This window comes from Flindersiella endophytica (assembly GCF_054779015.1).
This window is the reverse complement of record NZ_BAAGYY010000020.1, coordinates 230,916-253,580: the sequence shown is the minus strand read 5'-3', so window position 1 is coordinate 253,580 and position 22,665 is coordinate 230,916. Positions and strand designations below refer to the sequence as shown.

General features: G+C 69.5%; 19 protein-coding genes and 1 rRNA gene. 11 read left to right on the top strand and 9 right to left on the bottom strand.

The window, feature by feature from the left end; genetic code table 11:
- Positions 1-223: 223 nt before the first annotated feature.
- The 3 genes from rrf to ACYVF6_RS24195 all read left to right on the top strand — a co-directional run bounded on the left by rrf (position 224) and on the right by ACYVF6_RS24195 (position 3,087).
- A 5S ribosomal RNA gene (gene rrf, locus ACYVF6_RS24205) occupies positions 224-340 on the top strand.
- A 1,458-nt stretch (positions 341-1,798) separates the two neighbouring features.
- On the top strand, positions 1,799-2,344 hold the full coding sequence (locus ACYVF6_RS24200; protein WP_460524786.1) for a hypothetical protein: 546 nt from the start codon (positions 1,799-1,801) through the stop codon (positions 2,342-2,344).
- A 293-nt stretch (positions 2,345-2,637) separates the two neighbouring features.
- Entirely contained in the window at positions 2,638-3,087 is a 450-nt protein-coding gene (locus tag ACYVF6_RS24195) for a single-stranded DNA-binding protein (RefSeq protein WP_460524785.1), read from the top strand.
- 511 nt (positions 3,088-3,598) lie between these two features.
- Here ACYVF6_RS24195 and ACYVF6_RS24190 read toward each other — a convergent pair.
- Entirely contained in the window at positions 3,599-4,909 is a 1,311-nt protein-coding gene (locus ACYVF6_RS24190) for a DUF1015 domain-containing protein (RefSeq protein WP_460524784.1), read from the bottom strand.
- A gap of 128 nt (positions 4,910-5,037) precedes the next feature.
- Here ACYVF6_RS24190 and ACYVF6_RS24185 point away from each other — a divergent pair, with 128 nt between their 5' ends.
- The 7 genes from ACYVF6_RS24185 (at position 5,038) to ACYVF6_RS24155 (ending at position 12,491) form a co-directional block, all read left to right on the top strand.
- Positions 5,038-5,463 (top strand): tetratricopeptide repeat protein, encoded by a 426-nt coding sequence (locus ACYVF6_RS24185; protein ID WP_460524783.1) that lies wholly within the window; start codon positions 5,038-5,040, stop codon positions 5,461-5,463.
- The gene (locus ACYVF6_RS24180; protein WP_460524782.1) at positions 5,460-6,545 is read left to right on the top strand and encodes an HAD-IIA family hydrolase; all 1,086 of its coding nucleotides are present in this window, start codon (positions 5,460-5,462) and stop codon (positions 6,543-6,545) included. Before ACYVF6_RS24185 ends, ACYVF6_RS24180 begins: the two co-directional genes overlap by 4 nt.
- Positions 6,546-6,548: 3 nt before the next feature.
- The gene (locus tag ACYVF6_RS24175) at positions 6,549-7,733 is read left to right on the top strand and encodes a hypothetical protein (RefSeq protein WP_460524781.1); all 1,185 of its coding nucleotides are present in this window, start codon (positions 6,549-6,551) and stop codon (positions 7,731-7,733) included.
- Positions 7,730-8,575, top strand: a complete 846-nt coding sequence (locus ACYVF6_RS24170) for a TlyA family RNA methyltransferase (protein ID WP_460524780.1) — start codon at positions 7,730-7,732, stop codon at positions 8,573-8,575. Before ACYVF6_RS24175 ends, ACYVF6_RS24170 begins: the two co-directional genes overlap by 4 nt.
- Complete coding sequence (locus ACYVF6_RS24165; protein WP_460524779.1) at positions 8,572-9,477, top strand: NAD kinase; 906 nt, start codon at positions 8,572-8,574, stop codon at positions 9,475-9,477. The genes ACYVF6_RS24170 and ACYVF6_RS24165 overlap by 4 nt, the downstream gene beginning before the upstream one ends.
- A 165-nt stretch (positions 9,478-9,642) precedes the next feature.
- Positions 9,643-11,340 (top strand): DNA repair protein RecN, encoded by a 1,698-nt coding sequence (recN, locus tag ACYVF6_RS24160; protein ID WP_460524778.1) that lies wholly within the window; start codon positions 9,643-9,645, stop codon positions 11,338-11,340.
- A 302-nt stretch (positions 11,341-11,642) separates the two neighbouring features.
- Complete coding sequence (locus ACYVF6_RS24155) at positions 11,643-12,491, top strand: SDR family oxidoreductase (protein ID WP_460524777.1); 849 nt, start codon at positions 11,643-11,645, stop codon at positions 12,489-12,491.
- Here ACYVF6_RS24155 and ACYVF6_RS24150 read toward each other — a convergent pair.
- The gene (locus ACYVF6_RS24150) at positions 12,484-13,290 is read right to left on the bottom strand and encodes an alpha/beta fold hydrolase (RefSeq protein WP_460524776.1); all 807 of its coding nucleotides are present in this window, start codon (positions 13,288-13,290) and stop codon (positions 12,484-12,486) included. The genes ACYVF6_RS24155 and ACYVF6_RS24150 overlap by 8 nt on opposite strands.
- A complete protein-coding gene (locus tag ACYVF6_RS24145) occupies positions 13,287-14,087 on the bottom strand; it encodes an alpha/beta fold hydrolase (protein ID WP_460524774.1) in 801 nt (266 codons plus the stop codon). Before ACYVF6_RS24145 ends, ACYVF6_RS24150 begins: the two co-directional genes overlap by 4 nt.
- 58 nt (positions 14,088-14,145) lie before the next feature.
- Here ACYVF6_RS24145 and ACYVF6_RS24140 point away from each other — a divergent pair, with 58 nt between their 5' ends.
- The gene (locus ACYVF6_RS24140) at positions 14,146-14,790 is read left to right on the top strand and encodes a TetR family transcriptional regulator (RefSeq protein ID WP_460524773.1); all 645 of its coding nucleotides are present in this window, start codon (positions 14,146-14,148) and stop codon (positions 14,788-14,790) included.
- A 132-nt stretch (positions 14,791-14,922) separates the two neighbouring features.
- Here ACYVF6_RS24140 and ACYVF6_RS24135 read toward each other — a convergent pair whose 3' ends face one another.
- The 6 genes from ACYVF6_RS24135 to ACYVF6_RS24110 are packed head-to-tail and all read right to left on the bottom strand — an operon-like array spanning position 14,923 to position 22,557.
- Positions 14,923-15,963 carry a nitronate monooxygenase family protein gene (locus tag ACYVF6_RS24135; RefSeq protein ID WP_460524772.1) on the bottom strand — a complete coding sequence of 347 codons (1,041 nt, stop codon included), beginning with the start codon at positions 15,961-15,963 and terminating at the stop codon, positions 14,923-14,925.
- 10 nt (positions 15,964-15,973) lie between these two features.
- Entirely contained in the window at positions 15,974-17,197 is a 1,224-nt protein-coding gene (locus ACYVF6_RS24130; RefSeq protein WP_460524771.1) for a metal-dependent hydrolase family protein, read from the bottom strand.
- Positions 17,198-17,247: 50 nt separating this feature from the next.
- Positions 17,248-18,138, bottom strand: a complete 891-nt coding sequence (locus ACYVF6_RS24125; RefSeq protein WP_460524770.1) for an ABC transporter permease — start codon at positions 18,136-18,138, stop codon at positions 17,248-17,250.
- Positions 18,135-19,088 carry an ABC transporter permease gene (locus ACYVF6_RS24120; protein ID WP_460524769.1) on the bottom strand — a complete coding sequence of 318 codons (954 nt, stop codon included), beginning with the start codon at positions 19,086-19,088 and terminating at the stop codon, positions 18,135-18,137. Before ACYVF6_RS24120 ends, ACYVF6_RS24125 begins: the two co-directional genes overlap by 4 nt.
- Complete coding sequence (locus tag ACYVF6_RS24115) at positions 19,085-20,779, bottom strand: DUF885 domain-containing protein (RefSeq protein ID WP_460524768.1); 1,695 nt, start codon at positions 20,777-20,779, stop codon at positions 19,085-19,087. Before ACYVF6_RS24115 ends, ACYVF6_RS24120 begins: the two co-directional genes overlap by 4 nt.
- Positions 20,776-22,557, bottom strand: coding sequence for a peptide ABC transporter substrate-binding protein (locus ACYVF6_RS24110; protein ID WP_460524767.1), 1,782 nt, complete (start codon positions 22,555-22,557; stop codon positions 20,776-20,778). Before ACYVF6_RS24110 ends, ACYVF6_RS24115 begins: the two co-directional genes overlap by 4 nt.
- Positions 22,558-22,665 lie beyond the last annotated feature (108 nt).

The following is a 22,665-nucleotide window of genomic DNA, read 5'->3' as shown; positions in this document are numbered from 1 at the left end:
TTGATAGGCCGGAAGTGGAAGCACGGACCATAAGACGTGTGGAGCTGACCGGTACTAATAGGCCGAGGGCTTGTCACCACACATATTCTTACTTTCCTCCACGCCCCCTTTTGGTGCGTGTGTGGGGCCAAGAGTTTTTGTTCGCGTTCACTGTGCGGTTCCCGGGATACGGCCGGGAACACACCCACACCTGCGTGTGTGTTGGTTGATATCTCTATAGGGTTACGGCGGTCATAGCGAAGGGGAAACACCCGGTCCCATTCCGAACCCGGAAGTTAAGCTCTTCAGCGCCGATGGTACTGCAGGCGGAGGCCTGTGGGAGAGTAGGACACCGCCGGACAACATTTCCAAAGAAGGTCACCCTCCGGGGTGGCCTTCTTTGCGTTAGGCGTCCGGTAGACGGTCTACTAGGTGCCCTGAGGGCTGAAGGAGCGGATTGATGTCAGACGGCGCTGGGCGCGGTAGCGGCCGGCCAGGCGGTGCTGGTCGCGGCGGAAGTGGCCGTGGCGACGATCGCCGTGGCGGCGGTGGTGCGGGCAGCCGCGGTAGCGGTGGAGCCAGCGGTCGGGGCAGTGGTCGGGGCGGTGCCCGCGGCGGGCAGAGCGGAGGCCGAGGCCAGACCGGTGGCGCCGGCGGTCGCGGCAAACCCCGTGGTTACGACGACCAGGGCCGCCGAGGCCGGGACGACCAGCGCGGCGGTCGCCCTGCGTCGGACAATCGCGGCTCGCGAGGCGCTGGCGGATCCGCTGACAGACGCGATTCGGGTACGAGCGGCCGGCCCCAGCGCGACGCCGGCGGAGCTGGCTCGCGGGGCGGACATCGTGGTTCGGGCTTCGATCGTGGATCGCAGCGTGGAGCCGGTGAAGGTGGCCCTCGAGGCGAGCGTCGTACGTCTGGCTCCGATCGCGCACCCCGGTGGGAAGGAAAGTCCGACGGTCCGCGTGGTGGGTACCGTGGCTCGAGTTCTGAAGGCCGTCCGCAGCGCGGCGCCGGGGACAGTGGCGCCCGAGGCGAGCGTCGTACCTCCGGCTCCGATCGCGGACCGCGATGGCAAGGAAAGTCCGACGGCCCACGCGATGGCCACCGGGGCTCCAGCTATGAAGGCCGCCCACAGCGAGGCACCGGCGACTCCGGTTCCCGTGGCCCGCGGCGTTCCTCGGACTCCGATCGCGCACCGCGATGGGAAGCGAAGTCCGACGGTCCGCGCGGCGGGTATCGCGGCTCGAGTTCTGAAGGCCGTCCGCAGCGCGGCAGCGGGGATAGTGGCGCCCGAGGCGAGCGTCGTACCTCCGGCTCCGATAGCACACCCCGGTGGGAAGCGAAGTCCGACGGTCCGCGTGGTGGGTACCGGGGCTCGAGTTCTGAAGGCCGCCCACAGCGGGGTAGCAGCACCGGGAGCGATCCACGTGGTGAGCGTCGCGGCCCAGGTTCTGAGGGTCGCCCGCAGCGTGGTGCCGGAGGCAGTGCCCCCCGTGGCGAACGTCGTGGCCAGAGTTCGGGCGATCGGCCCCACCGCGGTGCCGGCGCTGGTGGTCCCCGCGGCGAGCGCCGTGGTTCAGGCCGCGACAGTCGTCCGCAGCGCGGTGGCGGTGAAGGTGGACCGCGTGGCGAGCGCAGGGAGCGTTCCGGCGGCCCTGCCGATCGGCAGCCGTCGACCGAGGCGGCCGAGGCGCCGCGCATTCCGGTCGGACCGCCCGTGCCCGACGAGATCACTGGCCGGGAGCTCGACCCCGGGATCCGTCGTGAGCTGGGCACTCTGTCGAAAGCCGCGGCCGAGCGTGTCTCCAAGCATTTGGTCATGGCGGGCCAACTGATCGACGACGAGCCCGAGACCGCACTCGAGCACGCCATGGCCGCCCGCCAGGAGGGCGCCCGGCTGGCCGTGGTCCGGGAAGCGGTCGGATTCGCGGCGTATTCCGCCGGCAAGTACGAGTCCGCGCTCGCCGAGTTCAGAGCGGCTCGCCGGCTGAACGGCTCACCCGACTACCTGCCGGTCATGGCCGACTGCGAGCGCGGCCTCGGCCGTCCGGAACGCGCCGTCGAGCTCGCGTCCAGCGCGGAGGCGGCCAAGCTGGATCCGGCCGGCCTGATCGAGCTGCGGATCGTCGAGGCCGGTGCGCGCCGCGACCTCGGTGAACCGAAAGCCGCGCTACGCGTTCTCGAACTGCCGGAGCTGCGTTCGTCCGAGCAGGTCCCGTGGGTCGCGCGCCTGCTCTACACCTACGCCGACACCCTGGTCGAGCTCGGCCGCCAGGCCGAGGCTGCGGACTGGTTCGCCCGCGCGGAGATCGCCGACGTCGACGGCGACACGGACGCGGGAGAACGGCGCCTCGAACTGCCGTGAGTCCAATGGGCCACTGCCTTGCCTTCACCGGCGGGGCAGTGGCCCTTTTTCGTCCACACGTTGGCGAAAATCGGGGTTATCCCCAACTCAAAACTCATCTCTCCAGATCCCGCTTGGACCGGTCAAAGTGGACGTGCACCGCCAAACGGTGCACGCCGGGAGTCGAGACGGTGGCTCCCACGACTGAGGAGGTGAGTTCGACAACCGTGGAGCATCAGCACGAACCTGACGAGCCCGGCAGCCGTACCCGTGAAAGCGGGCCGACCGAGGCTGCTGCGGCGACGATCCCGGACATGACACGAGCAGAGGCACCTGCGCCCGAGCCTGAGCTCGAGATAGACCATTGCAACGAGGTGTTGCTCGTCGGCCGGATCACGAGCTCGCTACGCAAGCGCGGCCTCCCCAGCGGCGACGTGGTCGGAACCCTCCGCATCGTCGTCGACCGATCCGGCCGCCCCCGCCCCGGCCGCAAGTCCGCCGGCTTCGACGCGATCGACTGCGCATCCTGGAACCCGAGGACCCACAAGAAGCTCGAGAAGTGGACCGTGGGCGACATCATCCAGGTCAGCGGATCCCTCCGCCGCCGCTTCTTCCGTACGAGCGGCATCCCCACCAGCCGCTACGAAGTCGAGGTCCACGAAGCCCAGTTGCTCGCACCTGCCGCCCTGGTGCCGCCCAAGCCGAACAAGAAGGAGAAGGAGAACGAGAAGGGCGCGACCACGGCCAAGCCCGAAGCGGCGTGAAGCAGACCGTGCGGGCGCCCGCATGGTGCATGCCACCGGCCAGGTCACGCACGAGCGGGCGCTCGGCTGTCGCGACAGGTCGCCTGCTCTTGCCGGCCGGCTGTCGGCTGACTGCTGAGCAGACTCACAGGTCATGGGCACGGCGACCAGCACATGCGCGACCAGCCAGACCACCTGCGCCACTCGCTGACGATCGTGCGCACGAGCAAGCAGCTGTCCATTCGGCCGGATCGGGGGCTGCTGTCGACAGGTCGCCGGTGGCTGGCAGTCCGGTCGGCCGTGGCGAGTCGGGCCCGACCTTGCGCACGAGCAAGCAGCTGTCCATCCGGGCCGATCGCGAGCTGCTGCCGACAGTCGCCCCTACCTGCGGACCGGTTGGCCGAAGCGAGCTGGCCGGCCGCGTCCCCACAAAGCCGCCAGCCGTCTCATCAGAGGGCGTCTGGGAGGCGGCTGGCACCTTCGCACCCCGCGGTGCCGGACTCGGGCTGTCCGGCACCGCGAGGCGGCGGATCTACTCGATGAAGGAGCGCATTACGAGGCCGGTCCGCGGCTTCGGGCCGAACGACGTGGACTTTCGTGGCATCCGGATGCCACGGCGGGCCAGGTCGGCGACCGTACCGATGTCGACCGGATTGAGCAGGATCGCCACGCTCTGCGGTCCCGCGTCGCTGATAGCGCTGTCGGCGGCGTGCGCGTAGCGGATCTGGTCCTCGGAGACTCCGAGCACCTGACTCAGCACCACTTCGTGCAGAACGGTGCTGTCCAGCATCGGATGAAGATCGAAGCTGGCCCACGGAGCCGACAGCACCACCCACTGCTGTCCATCCGTCAGGACGTACGCGTGCCGGCGAACCCGGCCCGCCCGTCCTGCCGAATCGCCGGCGACCGCGACCGGGTCCGGGCCGAGCCGGTCGGCCACCGGCTCGGCTGGCGCACCGCCGAGTTCGGCGAGCACTGACCGAGCCGCCTCCGCCGACCGGCCGAACGACTCGACCACGAAGCCGTTCGCGTTCGCCAGGCGCTGAGACGCCTCGGCGAGGCTCAGCCCGGTGACGACCCGGTGGATCGCCGCCAGCTGTAGTGGGTGGGCGCGCTGGTCGACCAGCAACGCCAGCCCGTAGTCCCACGGCCCGTCACCGTCGCCCGCGGCGCGGTGCTCGGCGCGCAGGCCGAGGTAGGCCGCGTACCGGTGGTGTCCGTCCGCGATCAACGCCTGCCGGCTCGCCAGGTCGCCGGCGATCGCGGCCAGCAGCCGCGGGTCTTGGATCGGCCACAGCCGGTGCTCGAGCCCGTCGGGTACCACCGCCGTAGCCAAGGCCGGCGCCGCCGAGGTCGCTTCGACGATCTCGGAGGCGGCGCCACCACCCTCGTACGAAAGGAGGATCGGTTCCAGGTTCCCGTCGCACGCTCGCATGATCGCCAGTCGCCCGGCGACCGGGCCGGGCATCACGTCCTCGTGCGGCAGGATCACCCCGTCGCGCTCCGGGTGCAGCCGGACGGCGCCGAGCAGGCCGCGCTGGATGGGCCGGCCGGAGATCCGCTGTTCGTAGCCGTAGAGCATGGCCGTGTCGTCGCGGACGAGTACGCCGCCGGCTCGCCATTCCCGTAGCAGGCGCGCGGCCTCCGCGGGTTCGCCGGACGACGGCAGGATCAACCGGACGACGTTGTGCGGGTCCGACTCGCGCAGCTCGAGCAGAGCCTGCCCGTCGACGACGTCGTACGGCGGTGACGTAACGTCGGCCAGCCGGCCGGCGTGGTCGGGGCCGTACCTGATGCCACGAAACGGCTCCAGGACGAGCCCGCCACCTGCTGCTTCGGCCATGTCGGTGATCGTACGTCGCGCAGTGCGGCCAACCGGTTGACCTGTTGCGGTCGCGTGGCGGCGTGGCGGGAATCCGGCACGACTCGCTCGCGTTGTCCCACCAGGCGACGAACGAGGGAGGTCGACACATGGCTGAGTGGCGACGAGGGCGCCCCGAAGGCGACGTCTACGACTGGTACCGGCGCGGCCTGGAGTTGCTCCGCACCGGCAACGCCGCGGCCGCCGCACAGCTGCTGGGACACGCCCAAGCCGAGGAGCCGGAGTCGAAGGCGATTCGTGAGGCGATGGCTCGCGCGCTGTTCAACTCGCGCCGTTACTCCGACTCGGCGCAGACGTTCCGCTCGCTGGTCGAGGAGAACCCTGCCGACGACTACGCGCACTTCGGCCTCGGGCTCGCGTTGAGCCGGCTCGGCGAGCACGTGAAGGCGGCCGGCCATCTCGCGATGGCCACCGCGATGCGTCCCGGCACCGAGTCCTACGCCGACGCGCTGCGAGACGTGCGGGAGACCCTGCGCGCCCGCGACGAGGGCGGCCAGGCAGAATCCGCTGGGTGAGTACGTCAGGGTCCGGGAGCACGCCCGGCGACACGAAACCAGCGCCGGGCCCGCCGCCCGCGGAACAGCTCCGATCGACGGACGGCAGGCCGCTGGTTGATGGGTTCGACACGTTCCTGTTCGACCTCGACGGTGTCGTGTACGTCGGGTCGGCGGCCGTACCCGGTGCTCCGGAGATCGTGAGCCGGTTGCGTGACTCCGGCCAGGCGATCGCGTTCGTCACTAACAACGCCTCGCGTACACCTGACACGGTGGCCGATCAGCTGACCGGCCTCGGCATCCGGGCCAAGCCCGACGAGGTGGTCAGCTCCGCGCAGGCTGCGGCCGGCCTGGTGGCGGATCGGGTCGAGCCTGGCGCGAAGGTCCTGGTGATCGGCGGCGAAGGGCTCCGGATCGCGCTGGAAGAGCGCGGCCTGGTGGTGGTCTCGACCGCGGCCGAGCAGCCGGCGGCGGTCGCGCAGGGATTCCATCCCGACGTGGGCTGGCGGCTGCTGGCCGAGGGTGCGTACGCGCTGGCGCGGGACATCCCGTGGATCGCGTCGAACGTCGACCGGACGCTGCCGACCGACGGCGGTCTCGCGCCTGGCAACGGGACGCTGGTCGAGGTAATCCGGATGGCCACCGGCCGGGACCCGGTGATCGCCGGAAAGCCGGCCCGCCCGATCTTCGACGAGACCCTGGTCCGGGTGCACGGTCCGAGTGGTGCGTCGGCGCGCGTGTTGGTGATCGGTGACCGGCTGGACACCGATATCGAGGGCGCGAACAACGCCGAGTTGCCCAGCCTGCTCGTACTCACCGGCGTCACCACGATCGAGGACCTGCTGCGGGCGCCGGTCCACCAGCGCCCGACGTACATCGCCTCCGACCTGCACGGACTGTACGAGCCGCATCCGGAGGTAGTGACGGAGGGCGGCCGCTACCGCTGCGGCGCCTGGACCGCCGAGGTCACCGACGGCAAAGCGGTGCTGACCGCCGCCGAGGGAAACCGCTTGCGCGATGACGGTGTACGCGCGCTGACGCTCGCCTGCTGGAACACCGACGGCCCGGTCGACATCGACGCGGCGGTCCGTGCTTTGGTATGAGGCGTGAGCGAGTTGAACAATGACGTGACCCCGCTGATCTTCGGACGCCCCAAGCCCGAACAGGCCGCTCCGCCCGGCAATCCCGCCGAACCCGACCCGGCCGGCGAAGCCACCGGCGAGTTCGGCGCCTCCGCCGAGGCTGTCGAGCAGCCCGCTGCTGAGCCTGCTGACGAGGCCGCGGACGAAAATCTCGAGTCCGCTGCCGAGCTCTACGAGCCGGTGGCTGAGCAGCCTGCCTGGCTGTGGCCGGGTGCGGCTGAAACGTCGGCTGAGACCGCTCATGACGCACCTGACGAGTCCGACAGCACTGACGATGCGGTGGTTGAGCTGGCTCGCGGTGAGTTCGGTGATGTCGGCAGTGCCGAAGAGGCTGACCGTGGTGGCGCCGCGGTCGCTGAGGCCGAGTCCGCTCACAGCGAGTTCGAGGACGTCGGCAGCGCGGAGGGTGTTGGTGGAGGTATTTCCGCCGTCGCCGAGGCTGAGTCTGGGTGGCTCGCGGCCGCCGATGGCGAGCCCGGTAACGCTGACGACGCGTTGGCTGAGCCGACCCGAGGTGAGTTCGGTGATGTCGGCAGCGGCGAAGACGCTGGCGGAGGTGGCGCCGCAGTCGCCGATGCGGAGTTCGGTTCTGACAATGCGGTGACTGAGCTCGCTCGCGGTGAGTCTGGTGGCGCCGAGTCGGCGCCGGTCGCCGCTGGCCTCACTGCCGAGCACGAATCTGGTGGCGCTGGCGGGTTCGACCACGCCGACACGGCCGGCGCGGCGGAGGTTACGGAAGCCACCGAGCCTGAGGAGCTGGCTGTGTTCGGCGAGGCAGTCGAACCGGATGCGGACTTGTGGTCGGGTACCGACGACGCGGATGAGCCGGTCGCACACGCCGCCGAGGCTGAAGCCGTCGCTGACGGGTTCGAAGACACCGATGATGCCGGCACCGGCTCCGCGTACTCCAGCAGCCTCGAGCTCAGCTTCGACCCGAGCACGACCGCTGCCGACGCTGGCGAGGCGCCGAGCGCTTACGGGCATCCCGAGGTCGATGCCGTCGTCGAGCGGCTTGCGGAGCTCGATCAGCTCGACACAGCCGATCACATCGAGGTCTACGAGGACGCCCACCACCGGCTGCACGCGGCACTGCTCGCCGCCGGCAAGGATGAGGGCGGGGCGGCCGACGCGCCGTCGGACTACGCATGAACGGCTCCCCTTCGCGGGGACGAACCAGGCTCGACGCCGAGCTGGTACGGCGAGGGCTGGCCAGATCGCGCGATCATGCCGCCGAGCTGATCGCGGCCGGCCGGGTACGCATCGACGGGCGCACGGCGACCAAGGCGGCGACCGACACGCCCGATCAGGCGGTCGTCGAGGTGATCGGTGACGGGCCGGAGTACGTCTCGCGGGGTGGGCACAAGCTCGCCGGCGCCCTCGAGCAGCTGAGGGTCGACGTCAAGGGTCTGACCTGTCTCGACGCGGGCGCGTGTACCGGCGGCTTCACCGACGTCCTGCTGCACTCCGGCGCCAAACAGGTGATCGCCGTCGATGTCGGGCACGATCAGCTGGCGCCGGAGATCCGGCAGCACCCGGACGTTCGCGCATACGACGGCGTCAACGTCCGCGACCTCACGGCCGACCAGGTTGGCGGGCCTGTCGACCTGGTGGTCGCCGACCTGTCGTTCATCTCGCTCCGCCTGGCCCTTCCGGCCCTCGACGGCTTGATCCGCACCGGTGGGGAACTCCTCCTCCTGGTGAAGCCGCAGTTCGAGGTCGGGAGGGAACGATTGGGCAAGCGAGGCGTTGTTCAGGATGACGAACTCCGCGCGGACGCCATCCGTGGCGTGGCGGCCACGGCGGCTGAGCTCGGGCTCGGCGTCGCCGGGCTGGTTCGGAGTCCACTGCCCGGGCCGTCGGGCAACGTCGAGTTCTTTCTACGGCTCCGGGCGGGTGCTCCGGCCCTGTCCGAGGCGGACCTTGCCGCGGCGACGACCGGGACCTCCCCGGCCGGCAGCGGCGTGACCAGCGCGACAGGAGCGAACCCATGACCGACGATCGACGGGTTCTGCTGGTCGTGCACACCGGCCGATCCGAGGCGATCAACATCGCCCGCGAGTCGGCCAAGCGGCTCACCGACGAGGGAATCGTCGTACGTGTGCTGGCCGAGGACGCGTCCGACCTCGCGATGGACCGTGTTGAGGTCGCTTCGGCCGACGACGAGCAGGTCGCGGCCGGCTGCGAGATCGTCATGGTGCTCGGCGGCGACGGCACGATCCTGCGCGGCGCCGACGTCGCCCGCGGCTCGGGTGTGCCTTTGCTCGGCGTCAACCTCGGTCACATCGGCTTCCTCGCCGAGTCCGAACGCGACGAGATCGACGTCACGATCGACCACGTGGTGAAGCGGAAGTACGCGGTCGAGGAACGTATGACGATCGACATCCAGGTCAACGTCAACGGCCGCCGGGTCGAGCAGTGGGCGCTCAACGAGGCCAGCGTCGAGAAGTCAGCTCGCGAGCGCATGCTGGAGGCCGTCGTCGAAGTCGACGGCAGGCCGCTGTCCCGCTGGAGTGGCGATGGTGTGGTGGCCGCGACGCCGACGGGCTCCACGGCGTACGCGTTCTCGGCCGGCGGCCCGATCGTCTGGCCGACAGTCGAGGCGTTGCTGGTCGTACCGCTGTCAGCGCACGCGCTCTTCGCCCGGCCGATGGTCGTCGCGCCGGACTCCGTGATCGCGGTCGAGCTGCTGTCCCGCAACCCTGGTCCGGCCGTCCTCTGGTGTGACGGACGCCGGACGGAGGACCTGCCACCCGGCGCGCGGGTCGAGGTACGGCGGGGAGTACAGCCGGTACGCCTGGCCCGCCTGCACCACGCGCCGTTCACCGACCGACTCGTGGCGAAGTTCGACCTTCCGGTCGAGGGCTGGCGTGGCCGCCGCTCGTACGAGAACTGAGCTACCGGCGACGTCGCCGCTCCTCGGACTCGCTGATCATCAGCTCGGTGACCTCGGCGATCAGCTGCCGCGTAACAACCTCCGGTCCCACCGCGACGATCCGGTCCGTCCCACGCCTTGATTGAAAGCGGGTTTGGGGGTGGAGAGCGATAGAGTCAGGCCACGATGCTGGAAGAGATTCGCATCCAGGGACTCGGCGTGATCGAAGACGCCGTGCTCGAGCTGGATCCGGGACTGACCGTCGTCACCGGTGAGACCGGTGCGGGCAAGACGATGGTCGTGACCGGCCTGTCCTTGCTGCTTGGCGGCAGGGCCGACAGCGGTGCCGTGCGCACCGGGGCTGAGCGTGCGGTCGTCGAGGGCCGGTTACGTGTCGAGTCCGGCACGTCGGTGGCGAAGCGGGCCGCCGAGGCCGGTGCCGAGATCGAGGACGACACGCTGATCACCGTCCGGACGGTGACCAAGGACGGGCGGTCGCGGGCGTACGCGGGTGGCACTGGCGTACCGGCGGCCTTGCTGTCGGACCTGGCCGAAGACCTCGTCACGCTGCACGGTCAGTCCGACCAGCTGCGGCTGCTGCGACCGGCCCGGCAGCGCGAGATCCTCGACCGTTACGCCGGGCAACCGGTGCTGAAGCCGCTGGCCGCCTACCGCAAGACCTACTCCCGGCTCGCCGCGATCGACACCGAGTTGACCGACCTGCAGACCAAGGCCCGCGACCGGGCTCAGGAGGCCGACCTGCTGCGGTTCGGTCTGTCCGAGGTCGAGGCGGTCGAACCGGTGCCCGGCGAGGACGAAGCGCTGTCCTCCGAAGAGGAGCGACTGGCCCATTCCGACGGCTTACGCGGTGCGGCCGAGCAGGCCCACATCGCGCTGGTCGGCGACGAAGACCCAGGCGCTGAGGCGTCCGATGCTCTGACCTTGCTGGCCGGTGCGCGTAAGGCGCTCGACGGCATGCGTTCCCACGACCCCGAGCTGGCCTCGCTGGCCGATCGGATCGCCGAGGCGGCTTCTCTGGTCGCCGATGCCGGTGCCGACCTGGCCTCCTACGCCGCGGGCGTCGACACCGATCCGGCGCGGCTGCAGGCGATCAGCGAACGCCGGGCCGCCCTGTCGGCGCTGACTCGGAAGTACGGCGAGACCGTCGACGAGGTGCTGGCCTGGGCCGAACAGGCGGCTGCCCGGCTCGCAGACCTCGATGGTTCTGACGATCGGATCGCCGAGCTCCAGGCCGAGCAGACCAAGCTGCGCGCCGAGCTGACCGACCTGGCAGCGAAGATCTCCCAGGCTCGCACCAAGGCCGGCAAGAAGCTCGGTGCCGCGGTGACGGCAGAGCTCGCCGCCCTCGCGATGCCGCACGCCGTGCTGACCGCCCAGATCAGCCCGGTCGACCCCGGACCGCACGGCGCCGACGAGATCGAGCTGTTGCTGCAGCCGCACGCCGGCGCGCCGGCGCGTCCGGTCCAGCGTGGCGCGTCCGGCGGTGAGCTGTCGCGCGTCATGCTCGCGATCGAAGTGGTCTTCGCCCACACCGACGGCGCACCGACGTTCGTCTTCGACGAGGTGGACGCCGGCGTCGGCGGCAAGGCGGCCGTCGAGATCGGCCGCCGGCTGGCCAAGCTGGCGCGAACGGCCCAGGTGATCGTGGTGACGCACCTGCCGCAGGTAGCAGCCTTCGCCGACCGCCACTACGTCGTCCGCAAGTCCGACGACGGCTCGATCACGCGCAGCGGCCTACTCCGCCTGGAAGACAAGGACCGCATCGACGAACTCGCCCGCATGCTCGCCGGCCTCGACGACTCCGCGACGGCACGTGCCCATGCCGAGGAGCTGCTGGCCACCGCGGCGGCCGACAAGAAGTAGCGAACGTGGTTGCCGCATCGTCGGCGAGCTGGCTCGGCGGCCGATTCGGTTGCAGCGTTGGCGGATGCCGACGGTCCTGCTGGTCAGCGCGATGACGTGACCGGGCCGCTGAGTCTGGAAGCGCAGCCGGCAAGAAGCTGCAATGTGCTCGTGCTGTGCCTTTGCGAGTGTGACGGCTGGCGGGCAGACTGGTCGCGGCGTCGTGGGCGAGCTGGCTCGGTGACGACTGTGCCGCGGCGTGGGCAGTGCTGAGGAGCCGCTGGCTACGCGGCGGCCGATGAGAGTAGGGAAGTGGTCGTGGCATGCCGTTCGCTGGTGTGACGGCGGCCGGTGGGCAGACCGGTCGTTCCGTTGTGCGCGAGCTGGCCCGGCGCGGGATCCGCGTACGTGGGCTGGTGCACAGCGCCAAATCGGCCGAGGCTGCACGACAGGCCGGAGCCGCCGAGGCGGTTTCGGTCGAGCTGGGTGACCGTGCGTCGGTCGCGGCGGCGATCTCGGGGCTCGACACGCTGGTGTTCATCGCGCCACCGTTCGAGGCGCGGGAGGAGGCGTACGTCGCCGGTGCGCTTGGTGCGGCCGTGGAGCAGCAGGTGCCGCGGTTCGTCTATTACTCCGTGCTGCATCCGCAGTACCCCGGCGTGCCGCACCATCTGCGCAAGCTGGCCGCCGAGACGCTGGTGAAGGACTCCGGCCTGGAGTGGACGATCATCCGGCCGACGATGTACCAGCAGACGTTGCTCGGGCTGGCCGACAACGCCGCCGATGGCGTGCTCCGCCTGGCGTACAGCAAAGCCGCCCCGTTCTGGCTCGTCGACCTCGAGAACGTGGCGTACGTCGTCGGGCGAGTGGTTGCCGAGGCCGGCGACCACGTCTACGCGTCGTATGAGCTGGCTGGGCCTGAACGGCTGACCACGGCCGAGATGGTCGAGCAGATCGGGCGGGCGACCGGCCGCGACCTGCGGGTCGAAGAGGTTCCGCCGACCGAGCTGCCGCTGCCACCGGGCCTGCCGCGACAGGTGGCCGCCGAGCTGATGGCGATGTGGGCGAAGTACGACCGGGGCGGGTATCCGGGCAATCCGAACGTGCTGCGCTACCTCCTCGGCCGCGAGCCCACACCGCTCGCGACGACCGCGGCGCGAGACGTCAGCTGAACGCTCTGGCGGCCAGCCGAGCGACGACGTCGGCTACTTGGTCCGGGGCCCGCAGGTTCGCTCCATGGGCCTGGCCACGCATAACCACGCGTTCGACGTTCGGGAGGACCTGTTCCAGCGAGTCCAGGCGTTCGCGGAGGTGTGCAGGGCTTCGATCGCCGCCGAGGAGGGTGGTTGGTACGGCGATCCTCCCGTACGCCTCTAGCCGGTCGCCCAGCGCCTCGATCGCAGCGCAGTCGTCGATCTGGTGGGGTGCCATCCGGCGCAGCCTCGGCACCAGCGGGATCGCCATGCCGGTCAGCCATACCGCCCATCCCGGTGCGCCCGCGATGTCGCGCAGGAAGATGGACAGAGCACGGCCCGTACGTCCCGCCGCGAGCGCTGCCTGTGCTCGCACCAGCGCCGGACCGCCAAGCGGCAGCGCGGCCGTCACACTCGGCGGCTCGTACAGCACCGCGCCGGCAAAGGAACCAGGCGAGGCCACCAGCGACTCCAGCGCGAGCACCGCACCCGACGAGTGCCCGACGACCACCGAAGGCTCTCCGATCAAATCCACCAGCGCCTGGACGTGCGCGACCTCCTCGGCCATCGTGCAGCCCGAACCGCCGGTCACGAGATCCTGCCGGTACTGCCGCCGGTGCAGCCGCAGGACCCGATAACGAGACGTCAGCCGCCGGGCGACCCACGTCCAGGATGAGCCGTCGTCCATGCCGCCGTGCAGTAGGAGGACGACCGGCCCCGCACCCTCGTCGAACGCCCGGACGCTCGTGCCGTCCGCAGCGGTTGCCGTGAGAGTCATCGCAAAACCTTTCCGGCCAGCGAGGAGATGACGCCGGCCACCTCCTTGGGCGCCTTCAAGTCCGCACCGTGGTCGCGCCGGGGGAGCACGACGCGCTCGGCGTTCGGGATCGCCGCCGCGACGGCGTCCACCACCCGCGTGAGGTGCGCCGGCGTCCGCTCACCGCCGAGCAGGACGGTCGGGACGGTGATGCCGGCGTACGCGTCCAGTCGCGCGCCCAGGTGGTCCATCGCCTCGAGCGAGTTGATCTGTCCGGGCACCAGCCGCCGGTACCGCGGGATCAGCGCCGTCAGCGCTCCCGATACCCAGGCCTGCCACGCCGGCAGCCCGGTGCCGTCCCGTACGAAGATCTCCATCGCCTTGCCGACCCGTCCGGCGGCGAGCGCGGACCTGGCCCGCTCCACGACGTCGCCGGCCGGCCCGCCCCACAAGGTGTCGACGACGGATGCCGGTTCGAAGATCACCGCACCGGCGAACGAGCCGGGCATCGCCACCAGCGACTCCAACGCGATCACGCCGCCGTCGGAGTGGCCGTAGAGCAGCACGGGTGAGCCGACGGCCTCGACGACCGCCCGGACGTGCGCGACCTCCTCGGCCACCGTGCACTTCGGCAGGTCAGGCCGGTACTGCCGCCTGTGCAACCGCAGCACCCGGTATCCCTGCCCGGCCAGGATCCGAGCGAGTCCCTTGCATCTCCGCCCGTCGTCCAGGCCGGGATGCAGCAGCAGGATCGCCGGGCCTTGGCCTTCGTCGTACGCCAGAGCGCTCGTCCCGTCGGACGCGGTTGCCGTGAGCACCCGATCCACCTCCTTAGCAACGCTAAAGCGAAGCTTAGCACTGCTAAGGTGGCTTGCGATGGTCGAGAACAAACTGACCCGCGAGACGATCGTCGAGACCGCGGTCGGCCTGCTCAACGAGGTCGGCCTCGACGGGCTGACCATGCGCCGCCTCGCCGCCGAGCTCGGCGTGCAGAACCCCGCGCTCTACTGGCATTTCCGCAACAAGCAGGAGCTGCTGGACGAGATGGCCGACGCGATGGTCGTCGGCGCCGGCATGGGCCCGCCAGGAGACGGCGAGTCGTGGCAGGACTGGCTGATGCGCCGCAGCCGCGCCTACCGCGAGTCGGTGCTGTCCTACCGCGACGGCGCCCGGATCGTCTCCCGAGCCCGGCTCGGCCCAAAGACCGTCCAGGCGTTCGAGGGCGAGCTGGCCGCGATGGTCGAACAAGGGTTCCCGCCGCTGCTCGCCCTGCGTACGATCTCCACGCTGTCCTACTACGCGACCGGCTTCGTCCTGCAGGAACAGACCACCCGCCAGGAGTACACCGAGCCACCCGCCGACCCGCTGGCGGCGACGGCCGCGCTGCTGGGCGGCCCGGATGCCGTACTGCTGCAAGCCGTGCGCGCCGGTGGCAGCCCCCTCAGTGAGGCGGCGTTCGACCACGGCCTGCGGGCGATCATCGCCGGTACGGAAGCGGTGCTTGGCGCGGGTGAACCCTAGAGGTCTTGGTCGAGGCGGGTGAGTGTGGTGGCGGCCGGCTCGGTGCGGCTGGTGCTCGGCGCAGGCCGGGTTCGAGCGTGGTCCGCGGGCGATCACCGCCCGCATCGAGGCTGCGTTCGGCGCCGGCAACGCCTAGAAGAGGTCCTGGACGAGCCGGGTGAGTGTGGTGGCGGCCGGTTCCTCGCGGGCTTCGCGGTAGCCGGTGCCGGACCACAGGTGCACCGATCCGGCGTCGCCGGCTGCGGCCGCGGCCTTGCGGAGCGGGCTGGTCAGGTGGTGCAACGCCGGATATCCCAGTGGCGCGATCGCGTCGTAGCGCTCGATGAAGCGATTCCGCAGCCCTCGCGCCGGTCGTCCGGTGAACGCATGTGTCACCGCGGTCTGGTCGAACGCCGGATCCATCAGCGCGTCCCGATGCGTCGCCGAGGTGCCGGCCTCGGAGGTCAGCAGCAGCGCAGTTCCCACCATCGCGGCCGATGCTCCGGAACGGATGGCCAGCGCCACATCCGCCGCGGTCGCCAGCCCGCCTGCCGCGAACAGCGGCAGCGAGCCCGGCGACACCGACCACACCTGGGCGACCAGCTCGGGCAGCGGCACGGGCCCCGGCGGCCGTCCCGGCGTCAGCGTCGCGGAGTGACCGCCGGCGGCCGACGACTGCACGATCAGCCCGTCGGCTCCGGCCAGGATCGCGAGCTCGGCCTCCGAAACCGACGTGACCGTCTGGAGTACGAACGTCCCGACCGCCCGGAACGCCGCGATGACCGCCGGCTCCGGCACACCGAACGTGAACGACACCACCGGCACGGGCTGGGCCAGCAGCAGCGAGACCTTCTCCGGCCAGTGATCGTCGTCCTCGACGGGATCCGTTCCGGCCAGCTCCAGCCCGAACCGGGACGCCTCCGGCTGCAGCGCCCGCGCGTAGTCGCGGAACGCCTGCACGGACACCGGCACAGGGTTCGGCGCGAACAGGTTGACACCGAACGGCACCCGCGCCGCCCGCACCACCGCGAGCTGCGCCGCGAACGCCTCCGGCCTCAGATAGCCCGCCGCCAGGAAGCCCATGCTGCGCACCGACGCGGCCGCCACGACCAGTTCGGGCGTCGTCGCCCCGCCCGCCATCGGCGCGGCGAGCACAGGAAGGTCGACCCCGAGCTCGGCCAGCGGTCCATCCATGCTTTCGAAACTACAACCGCCGGGTCACGAACGATCCGCCCCGCATGATCACCCGCAGGTTCTCGGCGTTCTGCAGGATCGCGATCTCGTCCAGCGGGTTGCCGTCGACCACCAGCAAGTCGGCGGCCTTGCCCGGTTCGAGCGTCCCGGTCTCGTCGGAGATACCCAGCAGCTCCGCGTTCGTCCGCGTCGTCGCGATCAGCGTGTCGTGCGCGCCGAGCACCTTCGCCTTGATCGCGAGCTCCCGCACCTTGTGCCGCGCCAGCGGCCCGAGCAGATCGGAGCCCGACCCGATCCGTACGCCCGCGGTCAGCGCGCGTTGCAGCGAGTCGAGGCCCTCGCCGAGCACGATGTCGAGCTTCGCCAGCTTCTCCGGCGCGAAGCCGTTCGCCTTGCCCTCTTCGTAGAGCTTCTCGTACGCGACGAACGTCGGCACGAGGTAGGCGCCGCGCTCCGCCATCAGCGCCGCGGTCGGCTCGTCCAGGAAGTTGCCGTGCTCGATCGAACGCACGCCCGCCTCGACGGCGTTGCGGATCGCCGCCGGCGTGTACGCGTGCGCCAGTACGTACGTCCCGGCCGCCGTCGCCTCCTCGACCGCGGCCAGCAGCTCGGCCGGCTGGTACTGCAGCGACTCCAGCTTGTCGGTCGGCGACGCCACGCCACCGCCCGCCATGATCTTGATCTGGTCGGCACCGCGACGCAGCTGCTCACGGGTCGCGCGGCGTACCTCGTCCGGGCCGTCCGCGATGTTCTCGACCATCCCGATCCGCGCGCCACAACGGCAGCCCACGGTGTCTTCGGCGCGGGTACGACCGTCGCCGTGCCCGCCGGTCTGCGACAGCGGGTGCCCGCTCACCAGCATCCGCGGCCCGGCGATCAGCCCACGCGCGACCGCCTCCTTCATGCCCCAGTCGGCGCCGCCCGCGTCGCGGATCGTCGTGAAGCCCTGCTCCAGCGTCTGCCGCAGCCGGACGGCGGTCTCGTACGCCACCAGGCTGGTCGGCGTCTCCCGCCGTTGCCGTCCGATCTCGACGTCGAACGAGCAGACGTGCACGTGCGCGTCGATCAGCCCCGGCATCAGCGTGCGTCCGCCGCAGTCGATCACCTCGCCGGAAGTCGAAGCCGCCCTTTCGGCGATCTCCCGGATCACGCCGTCCTCGACCACGACCGACGCACCTTCGAGCGGGTCGGCGCCCGTGCATGGCAGGACCAGAGCATTGGTGAACGTCAGCATGACATATGTCCTCTTGTCCTCTTGTTCAATTGTTCAACAATTCTAATGTCCTAACGGCGGCGCAACCGCGCGTCGAACGAGTCGCGCAGTCCGTCGCCGATGAAGTTGAAGCCGATCACGACGAGCACGATCGCGAGCCCTGGTGGATAGATCAGCCACCAGTAGTCGCTGTAAACGTAGTCGACACCATCCGACAGCATGCCACCCCAGTCGGTGGTCGGTGGTGCGAGCCCGAGGCCGAGAAAGCTCAAGTACGCAAGGTAGATGATCGCGTCGGCGACCTGGAAGCTCGCGCTCACCACGATCGTGCCCAGCGCGTTCGGAACGATGTGACGGCTCACCGCGCGCCAGCGCCCGCCGCCCATCATGCGTACTGCTTGGACGTACTCGCGAACGCGCAGGCTCAGCGCCTCGCCGCGCACCAACCGGGCGGGGACGAGCCACGCGATCAGCCCGATCAGGATCACCAGCGACCACGTGGTCGGTCGCCACATCGCGGCGATCACGAGCAGCAGGAAGATGGCCGGAACGGACAGCAACGCGTCGACGACCCGCATCATCGCCGCGTCGACGACACCGCCGAAGAAGCCCGCGACCGCGCCCCACAACGCGCCGATCACCGTCGCCAGCAGGCCGGCGGAAACGCCGACCAGCAAGGAGGTCTGGCCCGCGACCATCAGCCGGCCCAGCTGGTCGTAGCCGGCCTGGTCGGTGCCGAGGATGTGGCCGGGCGATCCGGGTGGCAGCTCGACGGAGTAGAGATCGGTGTTGACCTGGTCGGTGTGATACAGCAACGGGCCGATGAAACTGAAGCAGGCCAGGGCCGCGACCAGGATCAGCCCGGTCAGCGCCAGCTTGTTGTCGAGGAACGTGGCCAGGCCGACCCGGAAGTTGCCCGGGCTGCGGACCGTTTCGGCAGGAGGAGCAGTGGTCGCGGTCATGTCGACGAGAACCTCACTCGCGGGTCCAGCCAGGCGTACGCGAGGTCGGCGAGCAGTGAGCCCACGACCGTCGCGACCGAGATGACCAGCACGACGCCGAGCAGGATCGGATAGTCGCGGTTCTGCGCCGCATCCCAGAACAGCAAGCCCATGCCCGGGTAGTTGAACGTCGCCTCGGTGACCAGCGAACCGCCGAACAGATAGGGGACGTAGAGCCCGAGCAAGGTGACAATCGGAACGAGCGCGTTGCGTGTCACGTGCTTGGAGAGCACCCGGCCCTCGAGCGCGCCCTTCGCCCGGGCCGTCCGTACGTAATCTTCGCCGAGGTTGTCGAGCGTCGACGATCGGGCGTACCGGCTGAACGTCGCGACCGTCAGCAGCGCGAGCGTGAGGACGGGCAGCACGAGACCGTCGGCCTGGCTGAGGACTTCGCCGATCGACGATCCCTGCGGCGCCTGTGGCGGCAGGATCCCCAACGTCTGCGAGAACAGGATGATGAGCAGCAGTCCCAGCAGGAACACCGGCATGGCGTACAGCACGAACGCCACGCCGGTGGCTACGTAGTCGACCAGCTTGTTGCGTCGTACGGCCTGGACGATGCCGAGTGGCAGCGCGATCAGCAGCCCGAGGAGCGTCGCCAGAATCGTCAGCAGCAACGTCTTCGGCAGCCGTTCGGTGATGAGCGCGACGACGTTCTGGTTGAGCCGGTAGGAGTAGCCGAGGTCACCCTGCCCGACTCGGGCGGCGTAGCTCAAGTACTGCAGAGGAATCGGCTGCTCGAAGCCCTGCTCGCGGTTGAACTGCACCACCTGCTCCTGCGTGGCGCCCGGCCCGAGGATCGCCCGCGCCGGCCCGCCCGGCAGCAGGCGGAGCAGCACGAAGACGATCAGCGAGACCAGCACGACCACGATCAGGGCCTGGCCGATCCGGCGCAGGAGGTATCCCGTCATGCGCTGTTACCCGGCAACCGTTCTTGGATCCAGCGTTCCATCACCTCGGCCAGCACCGACAGCGGCAGCGATCCGTGGCTGAGCAGCTCGGTGTGGAAGTCGCGCACGACGAACGCCGAGCCTAGGCGCTGCTTGGCCAGATCGCGCAGCCGCCGGATCTCCAGCCGGCCGTGCATGTACGCCAGTGCCTGACCCGGCCAGCTGATGTAGCGGTCGATCTCGTTCTCGATGTTCTTCAACGTCAGGGCGCTGTTGTCGAACATGTACTTCACGGCCCGGTCGCGGCTCCAGCCCATCGCGTGCATTCCGGTGTCGACGACGAGCCGGGTGGCCCGCCAGAAGTCGAACGAGATCATGCCGAGCCGGTAGATGTTCTGCGTGTACAGGCCCATCTCGTCGCAGAGCCGTTCGGTGTAGAGCGCCCAGCCTTCACTGAACGCGTTCACTCGCGCGTGCCGGCGGAAGTCGTTCTGCTCGGTGAGCTCCTGCGACAACGCGAGCTGCGTGTGGTGGCCAGGCACCGACTCGTGGAACGCCAGCACCTGTGACTCGAACCGCGGGCGCGTGTTGGGCTTGTAGGTGTTGACCCAGTAGGTGCCGGGGCGGCTGCCGTCCTGGCTCGGCCACTGGTAGTAGCCGAGCACGCCGTTCTCCACCTCGTACGCGCTCATCGGCAGCACCTGGCAGCCGACCTCGGGCAGCCGGCCGATCCATGCCGGGAGCGCTTGCTGCGCGCGGTTGAGTGCGTCGCTGGCCGCGCCGAGGATCTCTTGTGGGGTGGTGAAGAACAGGTCCTTGTCGGCGCGCAGCCGGTGCTTGATGGCGTCGAAGTCGGCGGTGCCGAGCACGCGTTCGCCGAGCTCGCGCATCTCCTCGATCAGGTCCGCCACCAGGTCGAGACCGGTCTGGTGGATTTCTTCCGCGGTGCGGTCGGTCGTGGTGTGCTGCGCGATCAGCTTGGCGTACAGCTCGACGCCGTTCGGCAGGTTGGCGATGCCGGGGTGGTCGTTGTCGCGCGTGCCGGGCAGGACGGCGTTGACGAGGTAGTCGCGGTAGGCCGACATCGCGGGCCGTACCTCGTCGCGGACGACGGCCATCAGGCGATCGGTCCACGCGTCGGTGACCGCCAGCGGAAGCGAGACACCGAGCAGCGGGTCGTCGGTCACCGGGGTGTCGAGGTAGGTCGTCAGCTGCTCGATCGCGGCCTCGGTCAGCAGGCGTACGGGTGTGCGTCCGCTCTCGCGTCCGCTGCGGAGGTTCTCCTTGGCCTGCTCGAGCCACGCCGGCACGAGCGAGCAGCGGCGCAGGTAGGCCTCGGCGTCGTCGACCGTGCGCAGCATCGTCTTCGGGAAGCTCAGGATGACTGAGGCGGCCAAGCCGGTCTGCGACGTGGGCGAGACGGTGTAGTCGTCGGCCCGTGCGTCGATCGTGAGGATCTGGTCGTTGATCTGGCGCAACAGCATCGTGTACGTCACGCGGGTCTCGGGGTCGAGACCTTCCGGATCGACTTGTCGGACGCGGGCGGCGATGCCCTCCAGTTCGCTCTTACGGGCCTGCCGCCCGGCCTCGCTGTTGTCGGGGAGCTTGTCGATGTATCCGGGATAGCCGAGCTGCGCGGCGTACAACGGCGAGGTCGACAGCTGGTAGGCGAACATCTCTCCGGACAGTTGGTCGATGGCCTGCCGGCTCATTTGGCAGCTTCCTTCCAGTGCCAGCGCTCGGGCGTGAGCGCGGAGTACGGGCTCTGTTGTGCCGCGCCTTGGAGGTCGGTACGAATCATGGACAACTGGTACGTCGGGTTCGGCACCCACAACACGGGCAGCTGCTCGGCAAGGTACTCCTCGTACGCCTGCAGCTCGGTGGCGCCTCCGGCGAGCGAGGCCTCGATCAGCTTGTCGGCTTGGGGGTCGGAGTAGTGGCCGGGGTTGTTCGCGCCCGAGGAGTGGAAGACCTGCTCACCGGTCGGATACGGCGCGAGGCTGGATCCGCCGCCCCAGACGGCCGCACCCCACGGGCACGGGTCCGGGTTGTCCCTCGTACATGGCGTGAACGCGTCGTTGATGATCTGCGCGAACGGCGTCGGCTTCACGGTGTAGCCGATGCCGGCCTTCTGCTTGAACTCCGACTGCAGCGTCTGCATCTCCAGCAGGACGGGCTTGCGGTTGCTGGTGACGATGGCGTCGAACTCCAGCTTCGCGCCCGCGGCGATGCCTTCGCCGCACTGGCCCTTGGCGGTGCCCGGAGTCTTGCAGGTCGTCTGGCCGCCTGGCTTGACGTCCCAGCCGTTCTGCTCCAGCAGCCCGACTGCCTTCTTGGCGTCGTAGGGGTACTTGATGGCATCGACCGTCGAGTAGGGGTTCTTCGGCTCCTTCGGAACGGGGCCGAAGATCTGCGCGCCCTGGCCCTGGAAGACCTTGTCGATGATGAGCGGCTGGTTGATCAGCGACTGCATGGCCTGGCGGATGTACAGCTGCCTGGCCAGCGCGCCCGACTTGGCGCTGTTGTAGTTGAGCGCGATGTAGTTGATGCCCCACAGCTTCCAGGCGGAGAAGGCGTATCCGGTCTTCTCGACTCGTTCACGCTGGTTGAGGTTCTTGAACGGGAGCAGGCCGTAGTCGATGTCGCCGGCCATCAGCGCGTTGAACGCCGCCTCTTCGGTTGTGTACGGGACCTCCTCGAACCGCTTGACCGTCGGCTTGTCCTTGCCGGAGTACTTCGCGTTGGGTACGAAGCTGATCCGGCCGTCGGTCTCGTACTTCTCGAGCGTCCAAGGGCCGTTGACCGTTTTCCACAAGGAATTCGTGGCGTACTTCGCCGGCTGCTTGGCCTCTGCCATGAGGTCGGTCAGGATGGCCTTGGCGCCGACCTCCGTACGGTCGTCCTTGCCCTTGGCCCAGGCATGGTGGGGGAGCGGCACGATCAGGCTGAGCTGGTTGGCGGTGTACCAGTCGCGCGAGATCGGCTTGGTGAGGGTCAGCTTGAACGTCTTGTCGTCGACCGCTTCGAATTTCGCGATGTTGTCGGGGATGTTGCCCTTCACGTAGCCCGACCACTTGTCGGGGTTGAACTTGATCAGGTTGATCCAGAACTCCACGTCGCGGCTGGTGACCGGTTTCCCGTCGGACCAGTCGAAGTCCTTGAGCTTGACGGTGACCGTCTTGCCGTCCGCGCCGAACTCCGGCTGCTCGGCGATGCTCAGCCCGTCGTCGAGCGTCGGCTTGGTGCCGTTGCCGCGCCAGTAGAGCGGGCGCCACATCAGGTAGGAGAACTGCATGGTGTTCGGGGTGCCGTTGTGGCCAGGATCGGTGATCGGCAGGATCCAGTTCGGCACGACGCCGGGGAACTCCGCCCAGCGGATGACGTCCCTGTTCTTGGGTGCGGCGTTGTCGCGTCCTCCACAGGCGGCGAGCCCGACTGTGAGAAGGGTCAGGACGGCGGCCAGGACGGAGATCAGGCGGCGTTGGGTCACGCTCTGCGAGGCTAGTTGCGGCGTATCGCGGTTGGGAACTGTCAGCTGTTCAAGATTCCGGGCGGAAATCGGCACATCTGTACGGCGGGCTTGCTCTTACCCTGAGCC